The following is an 18025-nucleotide window of genomic DNA, read 5'->3' on the forward strand; positions in this document are numbered from 1 at the left end:
TAATGCTCCGGACGGGTGCGTCCAGCGCGTATCCCATACCCCGAGACGGGCTCAAAAGGGGTGAACCCCCACCGGGCTGGCGGGTGGTGGGCCGTATCCCTCGGCGAGGCGCTGGTGGTAGGTCTGGCGGTCGATGACCTCCAGGCCGACGATCTCCCAGGGCGGCAGCTTGGCGGTCTGGCGGTGCTCGCCCCACAGGCGCAGCGCGACGGCGGCCGCGTCGTGCAGGTCGCGCGCCTCCTCCCAGTAGCGGATCTCCGCGTGGTCGTTGGCGTAGCGGCTGGTCAGCAGGAAGGGGTGGTCGTGCGCGAGCTGCTCCAGGCCGCGGCGGACCTCGGTGAGCGGGGTCTCGTCGCCGGAGACACTGAGGGTGATGTGCCACAGGCGGGGCAGGTCCGCCGGCTCCGTGTACCGCTCGCCGGCCGCGACACTGGTCAGGGCCCGCTCCTCGCCGGTCGCGCGGGAGGCGGCCCCGGGGCGCACTCGTCTCACGACGGCCTCCTTCACCAAAGGTCGAGCGGTGCTCGCGCGGATTGTGTCCCTGGGACAAAGTTGAGCAGGCCGGGGGCCGCCGCGTGGCACTTTTGCGGAACGTCCACCACCGGGGGACGGACGTTTCGGCCCAATTACGGGTGCAGGACGACGAGGTCGTCCCTGTGTACGACCTCACGCTCGTACGCGGCGCCCAGCTCGCGCGCGAGCTCCCGCGTCGAACGTCCGATCAGCTGGGGGATCTCCTTGGCGTCGAAGTTGACGAGCCCCCGGGCGACCGCGCGCCCGGTGGAGTCGCGCAGCTCGACCGGGTCCCCGGCGCTGAACTCGCCCTCGACGGAGGCGATCCCGGCCGGCAGCAGCGAGGTGCGCCGCTCCACGACGGCCCGGACCGCGCCGTCGTCCAGGGTGATCGAGCCCTGGGGGGTGGAGGCGTGCTGGAGCCACAGCAGGCGGTCGGCGGAGCGCTTGCCGGTGGCGTGGAACCAGGTGCCGGTGTCGCCGCCGGACAGCGCCTCGGCCGCGTGCACCGCGCTGGTCAGCACCACGGGGATGCCGGCGGCGGCGGCGATCCGGGCCGCCTCGACCTTCGTGACCATGCCGCCGGTGCCGACGCCTGCCTTGCCGGAGCTGCCGATCTCGACGTGCGCGAGGTCCTCGGGCCGGCGGACCTCCGCTATCCGCGAGGTGCCGGGCCTGCTGGGGTCGCCGTCGTAGACGCCGTCGACGTCGGAGAGCAGGACCAGGAGGTCGGCGTGGACGAGGTGGGCGACGAGGGCGGCGAGGCGGTCGTTGTCGCCGAAGCGGATCTCGTCGGTGGCGACGGTGTCGTTCTCGTTGACGACGGGCAGCGCGCCCATGGCGAGCAGCTTGTCGAGGGTGCGGGAGGCGTTGCGGTGGTGGGCGCGGCGGCTCATGTCGTCGCTGGTGAGCAGGACCTGTCCGACACGGACGCCGTAGCGGGCGAAGGAGGCGGTGTAGCGGGCGACCAGGAGGCCCTGGCCGACGCTGGCGGCGGCCTGCTGGCGGGCCAGGTCCCGGGGGCGGCGGCGCAGGCCCAGCGGGGCGAGTCCGGCGGCGATGGCCCCGGAGGAGACGAGGACGACCTCCCGCTCCCCGCCGCCGCGGCTCTTGGCGAGGACGTCGACGAGCGCGTCCACCCGGTCGGCGTCCAGACCGCCGGCCGCGGTGGTCAGCGACGAGGAGCCCACCTTGACGACGATCCTGCGGGCTTGCGCCACGGCCTGCCTTGCCCCTGCCACCTTGCTCTTCCGTCCCCTCGCCTGCTCGGGCTGCACCGCCCGGCAATCTACGCGAACGGGGCTTCCCGGCGCGCGGGCATTCCAGTCCCCGGACATCATCGCGTAACGGCATCCTCACGCCCCGCGTACGGCAAAAAGGTTGCACCGGTTGCTTATAGAAATTAAAGGCGACACAAACATAAGTTGAACTCTGTGCCCCCTACAGTTCGCCGCGTGAAGCGCATACTCCTCAGGTCGGGCAAGAGCCCGTACGACGTCGTGCCGGTCGAACAGGCCCTCCACCAAGACGTCTTCGCCACAAACTCGGGCAACCTGATCTTCAGCGACGCCTCCCACAAGATCCTGCAGACGCCGGACACCGAGGTCGTCTCGAACGGCATCAGGACCGACATCGCGGCGGCCGACCGTATCAACGAGGAGTACGACGCCTTCGTCGTGCCCCTCGCCAACGCGTTCCGGCCCTCCTTCGAGCCCCAGCTGCAGCGGCTGACCCGGCTGATATCCCGGCTGAAGATCCCGGTCGTGGTGCTGGGCATAGGCGCGCAGGCGGGCCTGAACTACAACGCGGCGCGGCTGAAGCCGATGGAGGAGTCGGTACGCGCCTTCGTCTCCGCCGTCCTCGACCGCAGCGCCTCGATCGGGGTGCGCGGCGAGTTCACCGAGAAGTACCTGCGCGACCTGGGCTTCCAGGACGTCGAACTGATCGGCTGCCCCTCGCTGTTCATGTACGGCAAGGAGCTGACCGTGCAGAAGGGCGCGGCGGAGCTCACCGCCGAGTCCCGGATCGCGGTCAACGGCTCGCACAGCGCGGTGCAGAAGCAGGGCCTGGACCAGGTCATCGCCCGCGCCCACGCCCGCTATCCGCACCTGACCTTCATCGGCCAGAACCTCAGCGACGCGCAGCAGCTGCACTGGCGGGACCTGTCCCACCCGAACGCGGCGGTGACCGCGATGCCGACCCACCCGGACCACCCGATGTACCGGGAGGGCAAGGCCCGCGTCTACATCGACCCGATCACCTGGATCGACGACCTGCGCGGCTACGACTTCTCCTTCGGCTCCCGCATCCACGGCAACATCGCGGCGCTGCTCGCGGGGACGCCCGCCACGGTGCTGTGCAGCGACTCGCGCACGCTGGAGCTGTGCCGCTACTTCGAGATCCCGCACCGCCGGATCGACAAGCTGCGCGAGCACCCCGAGGCCGCGGACCCGGCCGCGCTGTACGCGGAGGCCGACTTCAGCGGCCTGGTCGGCAACCACCAGGAACGCTTCGAGCGGTTCACCGGGTTCCTGGACCGTAACGGCCTGGAGAACACCTTCGCGCACGGCGACGGCGGCGCGGCCCACGACGCCCGCATGAAGGAGCTGTCCTTCCCGGCCGGCGTCCGCCCCTGGAACGACGCGGACATCTCCTCGCTGACCTCCCGGTTCGGCTGGCTTCAGAGCCGTATCGCCGAACTGTCGCTGGACAACGCCCAGTTGAGACGGGAGCTGGCCCGAGGTGCGGCCAAGGCGGCCAAGCCGGCGGCGGCGAAGGCGGTCGCGACACCGTCCGTCTACCGTCGGGCCCGCCGTGTGGTGGCCCGCCCGATCCGCCGGGCACTTCAGTCGGGCAAGTAGAGACACCAGCAGCGATACGGCCGTACAGCCCCTGGCTGTACGGCCGTTGCCGTCGTCATGCGGCCGAGGCCGTGCGGCCCGGGGTCGGGAGCACCTTGCGGGCCTTCTTGGCCGCCCTCTTCAGCACGGAGCCGACGGAGTGCTCGCGGTAGCCGGGGAAGCCGCGGGCCTCGCGCGGGGCGGCGAGGTATATCCAGTCGGGTATGCCGATCGCCGCGTCACGGAAGTACGGGTAGCCGAAGTAGAGGTGGTGACCCTTGCGCTCCAGGAGCCTGGCGGCCTCCTGCTTGTCCTGTACGAACTCTATGACGGGCAGCAGGAGTTCGGGCCGTCGCTCGGCCACCAGGTGCAGCCTGAGGCGCTCCTCGACCCGGAGCCGGGCGGCGATGCCCTCGCTCCAGTACTCCTCCATCAGCGGCTTCGCCAGCTCGAACTTGTGCCGCCTGACCTTCTCGCTGTTCCTCAGGTACTTGACGCCGAACTGCGGCAGCAGCGTCACCAGGAAGGGCCTCACCAGCAGCGCGTCCCGCCGCTCCCCCGGGGGCACGAACTCGGCGATCAGGCGCATCAGGGCGCGCGCGGAGTCGAAGCGCAGGATGTAACTCCCGGTCTTCGTCACGTGCTTGCCGTCGTCGCGGCCCACCAGGTAGTAGCAGGTGTAGTCGGCGATCACGGAGACGCCGTCGGCGCGCAGGTACGCCTCCATGGTGAACAGCGCGTCCTCGCCGGTCCACAGCGACTCGTCGAAGCGCATGCCGTGCCGCTCCAGGAACTCCCGGCGGAACAGCTTCTGCGCGCTCAGCGTGAACTTGATGTTGGAGGAGAAGACGTCGGTGCGGTCGAAGGACCGGTCCCACATCGTCGTCGGCGGCTTGCGGTTGACGCCCTCGACCCGGCCCAGGACCACGTCCGTGCGGTTGCGGTCGGCCGCCGCGACCATCCGCTCCAGCGCCTCCGTGCCGAGCCGGTCGTCGGCGTCGAGGAAGAAGACGTAGCGCCCGGCCGCCTTGCCGAGGCCCACGTTGCGCGGGCCGCTGGGGCCGCCCGAGTTGTCCTGCCGGATCACGGTGACCGGCATCGGCGCCCGGGCCGCGAAGGCCTCCAGGCACTCCCCCGTGCCGTCCGTGGAACCGTCGTCGACCGCGATGACCTCGATGCGCGCCGGGTCGATGGTCTGCGCCTCGACGGAGGCCAGGCACTCGAGCAGGTACGGCATCGCTTCGTACGCCCCGATGATCACGCTCACATCAGGCTGCGCCACGGTCACGTCTCCCCTTGGTCACTGGCAGTTTCCCCCTGGTCGATCCGCTCGACACCTGCAAGACGGACGACCGGCCGGGACGGTTGCCTGGAGATACGTAAAAGAGCCCGGTTTTCGACGGTCACTCCGCGAAAACCGGGCCCTTCTCACCTTTTTCACACGGTCGGCGGCTGTGGCGTCGACAACGCGTCGGAGAGCTCGTCCGCGCCGGGGACACCGGCCGCGTTGCGGGACTCCTGGCCGAGGTTGCGGGTGCCGGCCTTGCGGGCCAGGTCCGCCACCGCGGTGTTGAACTGCTCGATGGAGGTCGGCTCGTCCGGGCCGAGCAGGTACTGCTTGAGCTCCTTGCGGTCCGCCGCCAGCTTGTCGGCGGCCGGGTCGCGGACGGCGGCCAGCAGCTCGCCCAGCTCCGTGGCCTTGTTGGAGAGGATCACGGCCGCGCGCACCGCGGTGTTCTGCCGCTTGAACTCCTCCACGCCAAGACCGGCGGAGTCCGCGACCGCGTACGGCTTGCCGCTCGCGATGAAGTCGGAGACCACGCTGGAGATGTCGGAGACCATCGCGTCGGACACGTTGAAGCAGTCGTACAGGCGCGGCTCGGCGCCCGTGACGACCCGGTGCTCGAAGCTGCCGAAGGAGCGCCAGTAGGCGTCGTTCCACTCGGCACGCAGCCGGGCGACCTCCGCGTGCCGCTCGACGTCGACCACGCCGTCGCGGGTGGCCTCGGCCTCGTCGCCCTTCTCGCCGACGGTGCCGGACAGTTCGGCGATCCGGGCCTCGATGCGGACCAGGTCGGCCTTCGCCGTGTCCTGCTCGGCCGTGTCGGCGGTGAAGCGGGAGTCGGTGGTGCGCTCCAGGGCGGCCTTCTCGACCAGGGCCGTGATGCGCCGGTGCGCGGCGCCGGCCGCGGCGGAGACGGTGCCGGTGAAGGGGTGCGGCTTGTACAGGACGCGGACCGGCGGGTCGGCCTTGATCAGCTTCTTGACGATGTTCTCGCCGGCCAGCACGAGGGAGGTGTTGCCGGGGTCGCCGTCCCAGCCCTCCCAGGTGGGCGCGTACAGGATCGTGGGGATACGACCGTCCACGGCACCCTGCCGGGTCTCGATCGGCGCCAGCTGCGGGCGGCCGACCTCGACGATGTCCTCGTCGCGGACGCCGACGTCGGCGATGGCGTAGCGGTCGCGGCCGGCCCGGCCCGCGGTCCACACCTCGTCGTAGACCTTGCTGAACGGGTTGACGCTGGCCAGCTTGTCGCTGTCGCCGTGGCCGATGAAGACGTGCTTCATGGTGGGCACGCGCAGCAGGTGGATGTTCTTGCCGACGTTCGCCGCGTACAGGGCGACGCGCACGGTGTTCAGGTCCATGTTCATCAGGTGCACACCGCCGGGCACGCAGATGACGGGGACCGTGGTGGGCGCCAGGCTCTGCAGTATGACCCGCTCGCGCAGGATGATCAGCGGCTTGGAGTCCAGCTCCTCCATCGTCTCCAGCCACATGTTGACCTGGTACGTGGAGTCCTTGGAGCCGGAGAAGTACAGCACCGTGTCGGGCCGGTAGTCGCGCAGCCACTCGTCGACGGCGGCCAGCACCTTGTCCGCGTTCGGCGGGATCTTGCTGCCGCGGACGTACGGGACCAGCGCCAGGACGTAGAGGGAGCCCAGGAGCAGGGTGATGCCGATGCCGACGAAGCCGGCGACGGAGTTGTCCACGGCGCAGGAGACCAGGATGCCGATGACGGCGAAGAGGTCGAGGTGGAGCATCTTCTCGGCCGAGCGGTTCAGCAGGCCGGGCGGCGGGGCGTCCGGGATGCGGATGCGCGACTCGAGGTCGACGTTGCGGGTGGCGACCGGCATCCGGCGGCGGTTGCGGATCAGCGTGACCAGCGCGCCGTGCGGGGCCTGGAGGCCGTAGAACGCGATGAAGCACGCTATGGCGCCGTAGTAGATCAGGTTGTCCGCGAGGTCCATGCGGGCCAGCAGCAGGATCAGCAGGAGCTGCCTGATCAGGAAGCGGATCGACAGGCCGGCGCGGACCTTGCTGAGCCGGTTGACGAGGTAGCTGCCCTTGCGGTGCAGATAGTGGTCCGCCAGATACGTCACGGCGGCGGCGGCCGCGAAGGCGTACACGTTCGGGACGAGCGCGGCCAGCATGAGGGCCGGGTAGCCCAGCATCATCAGGGCCGCCGCGGCCAGCTCGGCCGCGCTGCCGACGCGGGCGACGCGAATAGCGGTGGATATCACTGAGAACCTGCTCTGCGAGGGAGTGCCGTTTGGTCTGGGGGTGCGCAGGGTTTGTGGTTATTCGGTAGTAATTCGCCGGAGGTACGGATTCAGGCCTCTGCGAACACTCGGTTAACGAGCGATCGCAGAGGCCTGAATTACCGACGAAGAAGAATTGGCGCCAATTATTACACGCCGTCCTGGCGGTCGAGCACCGAGGCCAGCGCCGCCTCGAAGCCGGAGGCCTGCGCGGCGCCCGCCGTCGGGTCCTGCTGGCGGACGTCGATGACGTGCCCGGTCAGCTCGGACAGCAGCACGTCGAGCGAGGTGCGCGCGACGGCCTCGGAGGACAGCAGGCTGCCCGTCGGCTCCTGGCCGAAGGCCTTGGTGCGCATGGGCGTCGCGGTGCGCTCGGGGTTGACGCAGTTGACCCGGATGGAGTCGCCGGCCCACTCGTCGGACAGGGCCTGGGTGAGGTTCACCATGGCGGCCTTGGTCGAGGAGTAGAGGCTGTACTCGGCGCGGCCCCGGGTGTAGCTGCTGGAGGTGTACAGCAGCAGCTGGCCCTTGGTCTCGGCCAGGTACTTGTACGCCGAACGAGCGATCTGCACGGGAGCCAGGTAGTTGACCTTGAGCGCTTCCTCGATGGTCGCGTTGTCGGTCTCGGCCAGCTTGCCGATGCGCAGCACGCCCGCGGTGTTCACGACGTAGTCGATCCGGCCGGTCTCCGCGTACGCCTTGGACAGCGCGTCGTCGACCTCCTCCGGGTTCTCCACGTGGGTGCCGGTGGTGGAGCGGCCCAGCGCGTAGACCTTGGAGCCGTAGGACTCGGCGAGCGCGGCGATGTCCTTGCCGATGCCGTAGGAGCCGCCGAAGATGACGACCGTCTTGCCGGTCAGGAGCTCGCGGTAGGTCGCCTCGTCCATCTGCTCGGGCGTGGCGGTGGAGGCGAGCTGGAAGAGCTTGTCGGCGATGAAGACGTCGACGGGCTGGGTGACCTTCATGTTGTACTCGTCGCCCGCGACGACGTGGATCGGCACGTCCGGCAGGTACTTGAGCACGACCGAGCAGTCGTCCGTGGCCTGGAAGTTGGGGTCACCGGCGGCGACCTCGTAGGCGCGCTTGATCGTGGCCAGCTTGAAGGCCTGCGGGGTCTGACCGCGGCGCAGCCGGGCGCGGTCGGGGATCTCGGTGATGAACTCGCCGTCGTCGCCGTGCGTGCGGGTCACGATGATCGTGTCCGCGGACGGGATGGCGACGTCGACGGCCTGGAAGCGCTCCAGGGCGACCACGCAGTCGTCGATGACGCGCCGCGACAGCAGGGGGCGCACGGCGTCGTGGAAGAGGACGTTCAGGTCCTCGCCCTCGGCCAGGCCCTCGCCGAGGGCCGCGATGGCGCGCTCGGTGGTCTCGTTCCGCGTGGAGCCGCCCTCGATGATCTTCTTGACCTTGGTGAACCCGGCCTTGGCGACGATCTTCTCGATGTCGGGCACGTATCCCGGCGCCATCAGCACGATGATGTCGTCGATCGAGTCGGCCCTCTCGAAGGTGGTGAGGGTGTGCTCGATGACTGCCTTGCCGGCGATCTTCAGCAGCTGCTTGGGGATCGACAGACCCACGCGCTGGCCGGTGCCACCCGCCAGGATCACTGCGGTGGTACGGGGCTTGGCTATGTGCTGGGACACAGAGGACCTACCTTGGGCGATTGGGAACGGGGAAATGGTCCCACTTGCGGTAACCGCAGTGCAAGGCGAGCGCCGTTCGCTGCATATGTGCCCGCTACCTGGCATTCACCTTGCACTGCTGGTGACGCGGGAAGCGTTGTCCGGGTTCCCGCTTCATCGCTGTGAGTAACTCCACAGGAGCCGGAAATCTACGCAGTGTGACGCCTGTGGTGACGGCCGCGCGGCTCAGTGGCGCCGCAGCTTCTTCAGGCAGCGGTGCCCGAGCACCTTCACCAGCTCCTTGGAAGAGGTCTGGTGAACCGTGCGCGCCTTCGCCGGCGTGGTGTGTCTGACCGGCACCTCGGCGGCCGCGGCGAGCACCCCGTAGAGCGCCTGGGCGGCCACCTCGGGAGCGATCCGCGGCTCGGCCGGCGGCTCCCAGGCGGGCGGTTTCGGCCGGGCCGAGAGAACGCCCGGATCACCGATCACGCGGACGCCCAGCGCGCCGATCCGGCCGGCCATCTCGGCGCCGATCCCGGCGGCCGCGTCGAGGGCCCAGCCCGGGGTGGTGATCTTCACGTCCTCCGGCGAGGGGCTGCACGAGTTCTTCATATGCATGACGGCGCCGTTGCGCACGAGCTTGGAATACAGCTCGTCGGGAAGTCCATTGCCGCGGAATTCCATATTAAGATTCCGCAGCATTTCGGTCTCGGCGAGGGTGAGGGAACGGTTCGCCGCGTCCGGAACCGGCCGCAGCAGCCCCGCGGGCAGTCCGAGCAGCGCCTCGAAGGTCCGCATCAGCCCGTCCCGGTCCGCGTCGTCCACCACGACGACGGTGACCCGCTCGGGCCCGACCACCCCGGCCCATCGCTCCACCAGCCGGTCGTGCCGGTGCCGGCGCCAGAAACTGGGGTTGGGCTTCTCGTACGGGGCCTTGCGGAGCATGTGCTCCAGCCAGTTCTCGTAGCCCATGCGCAGCCCGTTCTGCACGTACTGCTGCCACTGCGAGGGCATGATCCGGGCCAGCGGGCGCAGGGTGACCAGGATGTGCACGCGGTCCCCGCCGAGCTGCTCCACGATCCGGCGTACGGTCGCCTCGTCCTCGGCGTCGGCGAAGAACTCGCTGCTCACCACCGAGGTGCTCCCCTTGGTGGCCGCCACCTGATCCAGCAGCCGCGTCCAGTGTTTGTCGGTCGGCGCGGTGTCGCCCATCATCGCCGGCCGGGCACAGGCGGCCAGCGCCGCCTCCATCGGATGTCGGGTGCTCGCGGGGAACACGACCCCGTACTCGGGTAGTTGCTCCTTCACGGCGAACAACGCGCCCTGGATCGAGGTGGTCCCCGTCTTGTGCGGACCTATGTGCAGCAGCCGGGTGCCTGCGGGCAGCGGGGCAGGCTGTGGGGCGAGGCCTGCGCGACTGCCGTTCACCCTGTCGTCATCACTCGTACAGTCGATCTCCATGGTTAACGGAGGGTAAGAGGAGTACCTGAGATTGGCCTGAGAGTCGCCTGGGACGCGGATGAGGTCACACCAGCTCGACCCCCGGCCGCCCCGCCTCCACCCGCAGCCGGCCCAGCGTGCTCGGCGTCGCCCGCGGGCTCAGGACCGTGTCGACCACGCGCACCTGCGCGTCGATTCCGTCGTGCCGGATGTCGAAGAGGTGGTAGCCGCGGTGGGCGTCGATCAGTTTCCAGTGCGGGTTGTCCGGCATGCGCGGGTCCCACTCGGTGTGGAAGGCGGCCTGGTTCTGGTCGCCGTTGCTGGAGACGGACGTGCCCACGAACTCGGCGCCCACTACAGCGGACCGCGGATCGGCGAAGTCCTTCTTCAGGTCGCTGATCATCGTCAGATGGCGGTCGCCGGTGAGCACGACGGGGTTGCGGACCTGCGCGAACTCCCGCATCAGCGCGTTGCGTTCGGTCTGGTACCCGTCCCAGGCGTCGTAGTACCAGAGCTTGCCCTCGCCGACCTGGAGGTCGGTCTCGGCCATCATGATCTGCGAGGCGATCAGGTTCCAGCGCGCGGGCGAGCCGTGCAACCCGTCGAGCAGCCACTTCTTCTGCTTCGCGCCCAGCATGGTCGACGAGGGGTTCTGGGCACCGGCCTGGCTGGTGGCCTGGTCGCTGCGGAACTGGCGGGTGTCGAGGACGTTCAGCCGGGCCAACTGCCCGAATTCCAGGCGCCGGTACATCTGGATGTGCGGCCCGCTCGGCACGGCGCTCGCACGCACCGGCATGTGCTCGTAGTAGGCCTGGTAGGCCGCGGTGAGGCGGGCCACGAAGGCGTCGTGGGTCTGTTTGCCGGGGTCCTGCGGGATCTCGCCGGCGAAGTCGTTGTCGACCTCGTGGTCGTCGAAGGTGACCACCCAGGGGGCGTTCGCGTGCATCGCGGCGAGATCGGGGTCGCTGCGGTACTGCGCGTACCGGTTGCGGTACTCGACCAGGGTGTACGGCTCTCCCGTGCCCTCGTGCCGGCGCGGTCCCGTCGAGGCCGGCACCGACTCGTAGATGTAGTCGCCGACGAAGAGCACGACGTCGGGGTCCTGCGCGAGCATGTCGGCGTACGGCGTGAAGTAGCCGTTCTGCCAGTTCTGGCAGGAGGCGAGGGTGACCCGCAGCGAGCCGCCGGTGCTGTTCGGCGCGGGGGCGGTGCGGGTGCGGCCGGTGCGCGAGAGCCGGCCGCCCGCCCGGAAGCGGTACCAGTACACGCGGCCCGGGCGCAGTCCGCGTACGTCCACGTGGACGCTGTGCCCGTACTCGGGCCGGGCCAGGGCGACGCCCCGGCGCACCGGCTTGCCGAGCCACTTGCTCTCCGAGATCTCCCACTCCACCTGGACCACGCGGTCCGGCATTCCGCCGCCGTGCAGCGGGTCCGGGGCGAGCCGGGTCCACAGCACGACCCCGTCCGGCAGCGGGTCCCCTGAGGCCACCCCGAGGCTGAACACCCCGTCGGGCAGGGCGGCTTCGGCCGCCCGCGCGGTACCGGGCAGCCAGAGCTGGGCGGAGGCGGCGGCGCCGAGAACGGCGGCCCCCGTGGTCAGAAATCGGCGCCGGTCAGGCGAGATTGCTCCGGTCACGGGTGAACTCCCTTGCCTGTCTGGCCTCTTGGACACCTAGAGGCTCACGCAGGCGGGCGGTCCACCCGTTGAACAGAGGCACTCGTGCACATGACAACCAGGCAGACAGTCGGCACGGGGCCGATCGGTCCACAGACGGTCAGTACGCGAATCCCGAGCCGAACTTCGCCTTCGTGCTGGTGGTGCCGAGGAGAGTGTTGCCGAAGGAGATCGTTCCGCCCGGCGACACGACGGTGCTCGCACCCGATCGGAACGACCAGACGTAACCCGCCTCGCCGTTCTCCCCCGGCGAGCCGACGACCAGATCGGCCTTCCCGTCGTGGTTCGCGTCCCCGAGGTGCACGGCCCGCCCGAAGGCGTCGCCCTTCTCCCCGGTCCCGGGCACGCCGGCGGTGTTCTGCGAGACCGCCCGCGCGCCGGCCCCGGTCGGCCCGGCGGCCGTGCCACGCAGGACCACGACCGAACCGGCGTCGGCGACGGACCCGAGGTTCTCGCCGGGAACTCCGGTGACGACGTCGGGATAGCCGTCGCCGTCGACGTCGGCGATCTGGACGTCGGAGCCGAAGCGGTCGCCCGTCTCCGCGGTGCCGGGCACACCGGGGGTGTCCTGCCAGAAGAACTTCGCCGCCACGCCGTCGGGACCCTCCGCGGTGCCCGGGATCCAGCCGATCCGGCCGCCCTTGACCCAGTTGTGCATGAGGTCGCTGTCGTACCCGTCGACGGCCCGCCCCACCACGATGTCGGCGTAGCCGTCCCGGTTCACGTCCCCGACGTCGAGGTTCTCGCCGCCCTGGAGGCCGGCGCCGTCGACGTCGTAGACGAGGGTGAACGGCGTGAGTCCGTTCTCGGTGCCCAGCCAGTAGACGATCCGCCGGGAGTCGAACTCCTCGGCGTCGTTCTCGGCGGCGACGAGGTCGGTGAGGCCGTCGCCGTTGATGTCGCCGGCGGCGAGGTCGAGGACGCGGCTGTTGTACGGGTCCTTCACCACCTGACCGGCGTAGATCCCGGAGCCGTCGCGGGCGAAGGGGCCGCGCAGCACGGACAGGTCGCGCTGGTCCCGTACGGTCACGACGTCACTCGCGCCGTCGCCGTCGATGTCCGCCGCGATCAGCCGCCCCTGCGCGCCGAGTCCGTCGTGCGCGCTCGCGCCGGCTATGAGCGAGGTCCCGCCCGACAGGCCGTGGGCGCCGCCCCAGAGAACCTCCACCAGGCCGGAGTCGGTGCCTTTCGTGGTGTCCTCGCCGCCGACGCCGACGACCAGGTCGAGGTATCCGTCCCGGTCGATGTCGGCCGTGGTGAGCGCGCTGCCGAAGCGGTCGCCCTGCTCCGGGGTGCCGGGCACACCGGCGCTGTTCTGCGTGAACACCTTGCGCCCCGAGGTGGTCAGCCCGTTCTTCGAGCCGTACAGCACGGCGACGTACCCGGCCTGCGCCCTGCCGCCGACGGTCGCCGCGGGCGCGGCCACGGCGAGGTCGGCGTAGCCGTCACGGTTGAAGTCCTGCGTGACCTTCGGCGCGACCGGTGCGGCCTGGGCGGACGGCGTCACGAGAGAGGTCGTCGCGGTCGCCGCGAGCACGGCGACCGCGACGGCCAGGGCACGACGGGATCTGGGAAGGACGGACTCGGCCATGTCGACTCCGGGAATCGGAAGGGCAGTTGAGCGCGGAGAGGCTCAACTCCCTCGTCCACGCTGCCCGGTTCGACTCGCCATGAGGCAGGGTGGTTGCCCTGAAATGCGCTGCAAGTTCTCCGGACGTTAACCGAACCAGCCCGTCCGGCGCTTGAGGACGAGGCCGTCCAGGCCGAAGCGGGGGTCCGGGGGCGGCAGCCCCCGGCAGACGGCGCCCCCGAACGTCCGGTACTCCTACTCGAACGGGTCGAACTCGCCGAACTCCCGGAGGGACTCGTCGCGCTCGGCGTCCCGGTCCCGACGCCGCTGGGCCGCGGGCCGCGGCGCCTCGAAGCGGTGGTCCTCGCCCCGTCGGCCGAGCATCTCCGCACCGGCCATCACGGTCGGCTCCCAGTCGAAGACGACCGCGTTGTCCTCGGGGCCGATGGCGACGCCGTCGCCGGAGCGGGCGCCCGCCTTCATCAACGCGTCCTCCACACCGAGGCGGTTGAGGCGGTCGGCGAGGTAGCCGACGGCCTCGTCGTTGCTGAAGTCGGTCTGGCGGACCCAGCGTTCGGGCTTCTCGCCGCGCACACGGAAGAGACCGTCCTCCTCCGGTACGACGGTGAAGCCGCTGTCGTCGACCGCCTTCGGGCGGATGACGATCCGGGTCGCCTCCTCCTTCGGCTTGGCGGCGCGCGACTCGGAGATCAACTCCGCGAGCGCGAAGGAGAGTTCGCGCAGGCCCGTGTGCGCGACCGCCGACACCTCGAAGACCCGGTAGCCACGGGCCTCCAGGTCGGGCCGCACCATCTCGGCGAGGTCCTTGCCGTCGGGTACGTCGATCTTGTTCAGGACGACCATGCGCGGGCGCCGGTCGAGGCCGCCGTACTGCTTCAGCTCCTCCTCGATGATGTCGAGGTCGGAGATCGGGTCGCGCTCGGACTCCAGCGTCGCGGTGTCGAGGATGTGCACGAGGACGCTGCACCGCTCGACGTGGCGCAGGAACTCCAGGCCGAGGCCCTTGCCCTGGCTGGCGCCGGGGATCAGACCCGGGACGTCCGCGATCGTGTAGACGGTCTCGCCGGCCGTCACCACACCCAGGTTCGGGACCAGGGTCGTGAACGGGTAGTCCGCGATCTTCGGCTTGGCCGCGCTCAGCACGGAGATCAGCGAGGACTTGCCGGCGCTCGGGTAGCCCACGAGAGCGACATCGGCGACCGTCTTCAGCTCCAGGACGATGTCCCGGAAGTCACCGGGCACGCCGAGCAGCGCGAAGCCGGGGGCCTTGCGGCGGGCCGAGGCCAGCGCCGCGTTGCCGAGGCCGCCCCGGCCGCCCTGCGCGGCGACGAACGAGGTGCCCTCGCCGACCAGGTCGGCGAGCACGTTGCCCGCGCCGTCGAGCACGACCGTGCCGTCCGGCACCGGCAGGATCAGGTCCTGGCCGTCCTTGCCGGAGCGGTTGCCGCCCTCGCCGGGCTTGCCGTTGGTGGCCTTGCGGTGCGGGGAGTGGTGGTAGTCGAGCAGCGTGGTCACGGACTGGTCGACGATGAGGATGACGTCCCCACCCCTGCCGCCGTTGCCGCCGTCCGGGCCGCCGAGCGGCTTGAACTTCTCACGGTGGACGGAGGCACAGCCGTGGCCTCCGCTACCCGCGGCGACATGCAGCTCGACGCGGTCCACGAAGGTGGTCATGGGATGTGCCTCCAGTTACGTACAACAGTGTTTCCAGATCAACACGCGAAAGGCGGACCCGCTTCCCGGAAGGGAAGTGAGGTCCGCCTCGCGAAAGCTTCCGATCAGTTGTCCGAATCAGTCACCTGACTCGGCTACCTGATGTGTCAGGCGACCGGAACGATGTTCACGACCTTGCGGCCACGGTGGGTGCCGAACTCCACCGCGCCCGAGTTCAGCGCGAACAGCGTGTCGTCGCCGCCACGGCCGACGCCCGCGCCGGGGTGGAAGTGGGTGCCGCGCTGGCGGACCAGGATCTCACCCGCGTTGACGACCTGACCGCCGAAGCGCTTCACGCCGAGCCGCTGGGCATTGGAGTCGCGACCGTTCCGGGTGGACGATGCGCCCTTCTTGTGTGCCATCTCTCCTCAGTCCCTTACTTCGCAGCCGCGGGGATCTCAGTGACCTTGATCGCCGTGTACTGCTGGCGGTGGCCCTGACGACGGCGGTAACCGGTCTTGTTCTTGTAGCGAAGGATGTCGATCTTGACGCCCTTGTGGTGGTCCACGACCTCGGCCTGGACCTTGATGCCGGCCAGCACCCACGGGTCGCTGGTCACAGCGTCGCCGTCGACAACGAGCAGGGTCGAGAGCTCGACCGTGTCGCCAACCTTGGCAGTGGAAATCTTGTCAACCTCAACGATGTCGCCGACAGCAACCTTGTGCTGGCGACCACCGCTGCGCACGATGGCGTACACGCGGATCTCTCTTTCGCTCGGAGAACGGCACCCCCGCAGGCCAGCGATCCGGTACGAACACGGACAGCCTCTCCCGGTCGCCGAGGCGTCCGGAAGGTAAGAGGTTTACGGGGATGTGGCATGCCTCTGTTCTGACACGCCGACGGTCTAGGTTACGGGCCCGCTCACGGCCTGGTCAAACCGGGCCGGTCCGCCCCGTAATCGCGGGGGATCCGGCATGGAACCGGAGGGTCCGAATCCTCCTCTTGTACCCCAAAGCACTGCGGCTAGTCTGTGACTCCAGCCATACACATCTTGGCCACCGCACGTCCACGTGACAGCCACCCCGCAGGGCAACCCGACAGGAGAACAGGTTCCTCAGATGCCGACCAAGGTGAGCGTCATCATCCCGGTGTACAACCCTGGAAAGTACATTCAGCCCTGCATCGACTCGCTGTTGAAGCAGACCCTCTCCGTCGACGAGTTCGAAGTCATTTTCGTCGATGACGGGTCGACCGACGAAACGCCCGCCGAACTGGATTCCCTTGCCGCCCAGCACCCGCATTTCCGGGTCGTCCACATACCGAATTCGGGTTGGCCGGGCAAGCCGCGGAACATCGGCGTGGGCGAGGCGAAGGGCGAGTACGTCCAGTTCGTCGACCAGGACGACTACCTGGCCTCGGACGCGCTGCGACGGCTGTACGAGATGGGTCACCGCAACGGGTCGGACATCGTCATCGGCAAGGTGGCCAGCAACTTCCGCGGTGTGCCGCACGGGGTCTTCCGGGTCGACCGGGAGAAGTGCACCATCCACGACGCACCCCTGTACGACAGCCTCACACCGCACAAGATGTTCCGCACCGAATTCCTCCGCGAGAACAACATCGCCTATCCCGAGGGAAAGCGGCGGCTGGAGGACCAGCTCTACATGATGGAGACGTACTTCCCCGCGAAGGTCGTCTCCATTCTCGGCAGCTACACCTGCTACTACTACTCGAAGCGCGACGACGGAAAGAACGCGGGCTCCACCAGGCCGGTTCCGTCCGGCTATTACGGAAACCTCCGCGAGGTCCTCGACGTCGTCATCGCCAACACCGAGCCCGGTGAATTCCGGGACATGCTCCTTCGCCGTTTCTACCGGGTGGAGATGCTCGGCCGGATCAGCGAGCCGAACGTTCTGAAGTACGAGCAGGCCTATCTCGACGAGATGGTCGACGCCATCCAGCCGCTGGCCAAGGACTTCATGGGCGACGGCGTGCACGACGGGCTCGGCGCGATCTCCCGTATCCGCTCCACACTGCTGCGCCGCGACGACCGCGAGGCCCTGCTGCGGCTCGCCGAGTTCGCCCGGGGCGTCAAGGGCGTGGCCCGCCTCGAGGACGTCGCCTGGCAGCCGAACGGCAAGCTGGCCGTCACGGTCACCGCCCGGCTCACCCAGGGCGAGGACGGTGAGCCGCTCAAGGTGCTGCGCCGCGACGACCGCTTCTACCTGCACCCCGAGTACACCGACGGGCTGCTCGGCGAGGGCGAACTGGTCGACGTCACCGACGAGTTGGCCGAGTACAAGGCCGAGATGTCGCTGCGCAACCGCGAGACGGCCGTCGAGTGGCCCTGCGCGATGGAGTTCACCTCCGCCGTCGAGGACCTGGGCGACGGCGCCTGCGAGGTCGTCCTGCGCGGCACCGGTCAGGTCAACCCGCAGGGCGCCAAGGGCCGCGGCCCCGTCTCGCGCGGCTTCTGGGACGTGTGGGTCCCGGTGCGCGGTCTCGGCCTGGTCCGCAAGGCCCGGCTGGGTGCCGACCGCGACCCGAAGGTCGACACGGAGTGCCGCCCGGCGCTGCTCGGCTCCCCGGCCCGCCCGGTCATCCCGTACTTCACCGACCCGCACGGCAACCTCACGCTCGACGTGGCCCGCCGCAGCAAGAAGCTGGCGGAGTACCTGGAGGGCCGTCCGGTGCTCCGGATGCCCGGCAGCCGGCCGGAGCTGCGGCTCGACGTGTTCGCCCGCCCGGCGACCGCGCCGCTGAAGACGGAGCTGGTGCTGACCGCCGAGGGCGGCCGCGCCCACGTGGTACCCGCCCAGGTCGTCCCGATAGAGGGCCGCAGCCACCTCCTCCTGCCCGAGCGGGTGACCGTGCCCGCCGGCCGCTGGCAGGCCTCCGTGCGGCTGGACGGGGAGAAGAACCCCGCCCTCCCGCTCTGCACGGTGACCGTCAACGGCGGCGGACGACTCCGACTGGGCAACGAACTCCCGGTCGTGGACGCGGAGTTGGTCCGCGCGACGGTGACCAGGCGGCGCAAGGCGACGGTCCGCCGCAGGCTGCGCGTGGTCGGCGGTCCGATCGTGCGCCGGCTGCCCTCCGCCGCCCGCAAGAAGGTCCGCCGGCTGGCGGCGAAGTTCGTCGGCTGACC

General features: G+C 69.7%; 13 protein-coding genes. 2 read left to right on the top strand and 11 right to left on the bottom strand.

Going from position 1 to position 18025, the window contains the following annotated elements; genetic code table 11:
* Nucleotides 1–51 precede the first annotated feature (51 nt).
* Together ACIP6U_RS23375 and proB are read right to left on the bottom strand one after the other, a co-directional pair.
* A complete protein-coding gene (locus tag ACIP6U_RS23375; RefSeq protein WP_401720971.1) occupies nucleotides 52–492 on the bottom strand; it encodes a hypothetical protein in 441 nt (146 codons plus the stop codon).
* Nucleotides 493–626: 134 nt separating this feature from the next.
* A complete protein-coding gene (gene proB / locus ACIP6U_RS23380) occupies nucleotides 627–1733 on the bottom strand; it encodes a glutamate 5-kinase (RefSeq protein ID WP_401720973.1) in 1107 nt (368 codons plus the stop codon).
* A gap of 234 nt (nucleotides 1734–1967) precedes the next feature.
* Here proB and ACIP6U_RS23385 point away from each other — a divergent pair, with 234 nt between their 5' ends.
* Nucleotides 1968–3374, top strand: coding sequence for a polysaccharide pyruvyl transferase family protein (locus ACIP6U_RS23385; protein WP_401720976.1), 1407 nt, complete (start codon nucleotides 1968–1970; stop codon nucleotides 3372–3374).
* A gap of 55 nt (nucleotides 3375–3429) precedes the next feature.
* On the opposite strand, the gene ACIP6U_RS23390 is transcribed toward ACIP6U_RS23385, so the two are convergent.
* From ACIP6U_RS23390 to rplU, 9 genes are all read right to left on the bottom strand, one after another.
* Nucleotides 3430–4641 (bottom strand): glycosyltransferase family 2 protein, encoded by a 1212-nt coding sequence (locus ACIP6U_RS23390; protein WP_401720979.1) that lies wholly within the window; start codon nucleotides 4639–4641, stop codon nucleotides 3430–3432.
* A gap of 149 nt (nucleotides 4642–4790) precedes the next feature.
* Entirely contained in the window at nucleotides 4791–6875 is a 2085-nt protein-coding gene (locus ACIP6U_RS23395) for a hypothetical protein (protein WP_401720982.1), read from the bottom strand.
* Between the two features lie 167 nt (nucleotides 6876–7042).
* A complete protein-coding gene (locus ACIP6U_RS23400) occupies nucleotides 7043–8539 on the bottom strand; it encodes an SDR family NAD(P)-dependent oxidoreductase (protein ID WP_401720985.1) in 1497 nt (498 codons plus the stop codon).
* A gap of 225 nt (nucleotides 8540–8764) precedes the next feature.
* A complete protein-coding gene (locus ACIP6U_RS23405; RefSeq protein WP_401720987.1) occupies nucleotides 8765–9979 on the bottom strand; it encodes a hypothetical protein in 1215 nt (404 codons plus the stop codon).
* A gap of 64 nt (nucleotides 9980–10043) precedes the next feature.
* Nucleotides 10044–11594: an alkaline phosphatase D family protein gene (locus tag ACIP6U_RS23410; RefSeq protein ID WP_401720990.1), complete on the bottom strand. Its 1551-nt coding sequence runs from the start codon at nucleotides 11592–11594 to the stop codon at nucleotides 10044–10046.
* Nucleotides 11595–11733: 139 nt separating this feature from the next.
* Nucleotides 11734–13224 carry an FG-GAP and VCBS repeat-containing protein gene (locus ACIP6U_RS23415; RefSeq protein ID WP_401720991.1) on the bottom strand — a complete coding sequence of 497 codons (1491 nt, stop codon included), beginning with the start codon at nucleotides 13222–13224 and terminating at the stop codon, nucleotides 11734–11736.
* A 234-nt stretch (nucleotides 13225–13458) separates the two neighbouring features.
* Nucleotides 13459–14898 (bottom strand): GTPase ObgE, encoded by a 1440-nt coding sequence (gene obgE, locus ACIP6U_RS23420; protein WP_401720993.1) that lies wholly within the window; start codon nucleotides 14896–14898, stop codon nucleotides 13459–13461.
* A 146-nt stretch (nucleotides 14899–15044) separates the two neighbouring features.
* Nucleotides 15045–15299, bottom strand: a complete 255-nt coding sequence (gene rpmA / locus ACIP6U_RS23425; RefSeq protein WP_401720996.1) for a 50S ribosomal protein L27 — start codon at nucleotides 15297–15299, stop codon at nucleotides 15045–15047.
* A gap of 14 nt (nucleotides 15300–15313) precedes the next feature.
* Complete coding sequence (gene rplU, locus ACIP6U_RS23430) at nucleotides 15314–15634, bottom strand: 50S ribosomal protein L21 (protein ID WP_007381993.1); 321 nt, start codon at nucleotides 15632–15634, stop codon at nucleotides 15314–15316.
* A gap of 361 nt (nucleotides 15635–15995) precedes the next feature.
* Between rplU and ACIP6U_RS23435 the strand changes: the two genes are divergently transcribed.
* Entirely contained in the window at nucleotides 15996–18023 is a 2028-nt protein-coding gene (locus ACIP6U_RS23435; protein WP_401720999.1) for a glycosyltransferase family 2 protein, read from the top strand.
* Nucleotides 18024–18025: the final 2 nt, after the last annotated feature.

Origin of the sequence: Streptomyces sp. NPDC088794 (genome assembly GCF_044750545.1) — a bacterium.
Lineage (GTDB): Bacteria > Actinomycetota > Actinomycetes > Streptomycetales > Streptomycetaceae > Streptomyces.

Bases quoted from the DNA above. Each gene is read 5' to 3' on its own strand.
- ACIP6U_RS23435 (WP_401720999.1), top strand. From the start codon at position 15,996: ATGCCGACCAAGGTGAGCGTCATCATCCCGGTGTACAACCCTGGAAAG.
- ACIP6U_RS23405 (WP_401720987.1), bottom strand. From the start codon at position 9,979: ATGGAGATCGACTGTACGAGTGATGACGACAGGGTGAACGGCAGTCGC.
- obgE (WP_401720993.1), bottom strand. From the start codon at position 14,898: ATGACCACCTTCGTGGACCGCGTCGAGCTGCATGTCGCCGCGGGTAGC.
- rpmA (WP_401720996.1), bottom strand. From the start codon at position 15,299: ATGGCACACAAGAAGGGCGCATCGTCCACCCGGAACGGTCGCGACTCC.
- ACIP6U_RS23415 (WP_401720991.1), bottom strand. From the start codon at position 13,224: ATGGCCGAGTCCGTCCTTCCCAGATCCCGTCGTGCCCTGGCCGTCGCG.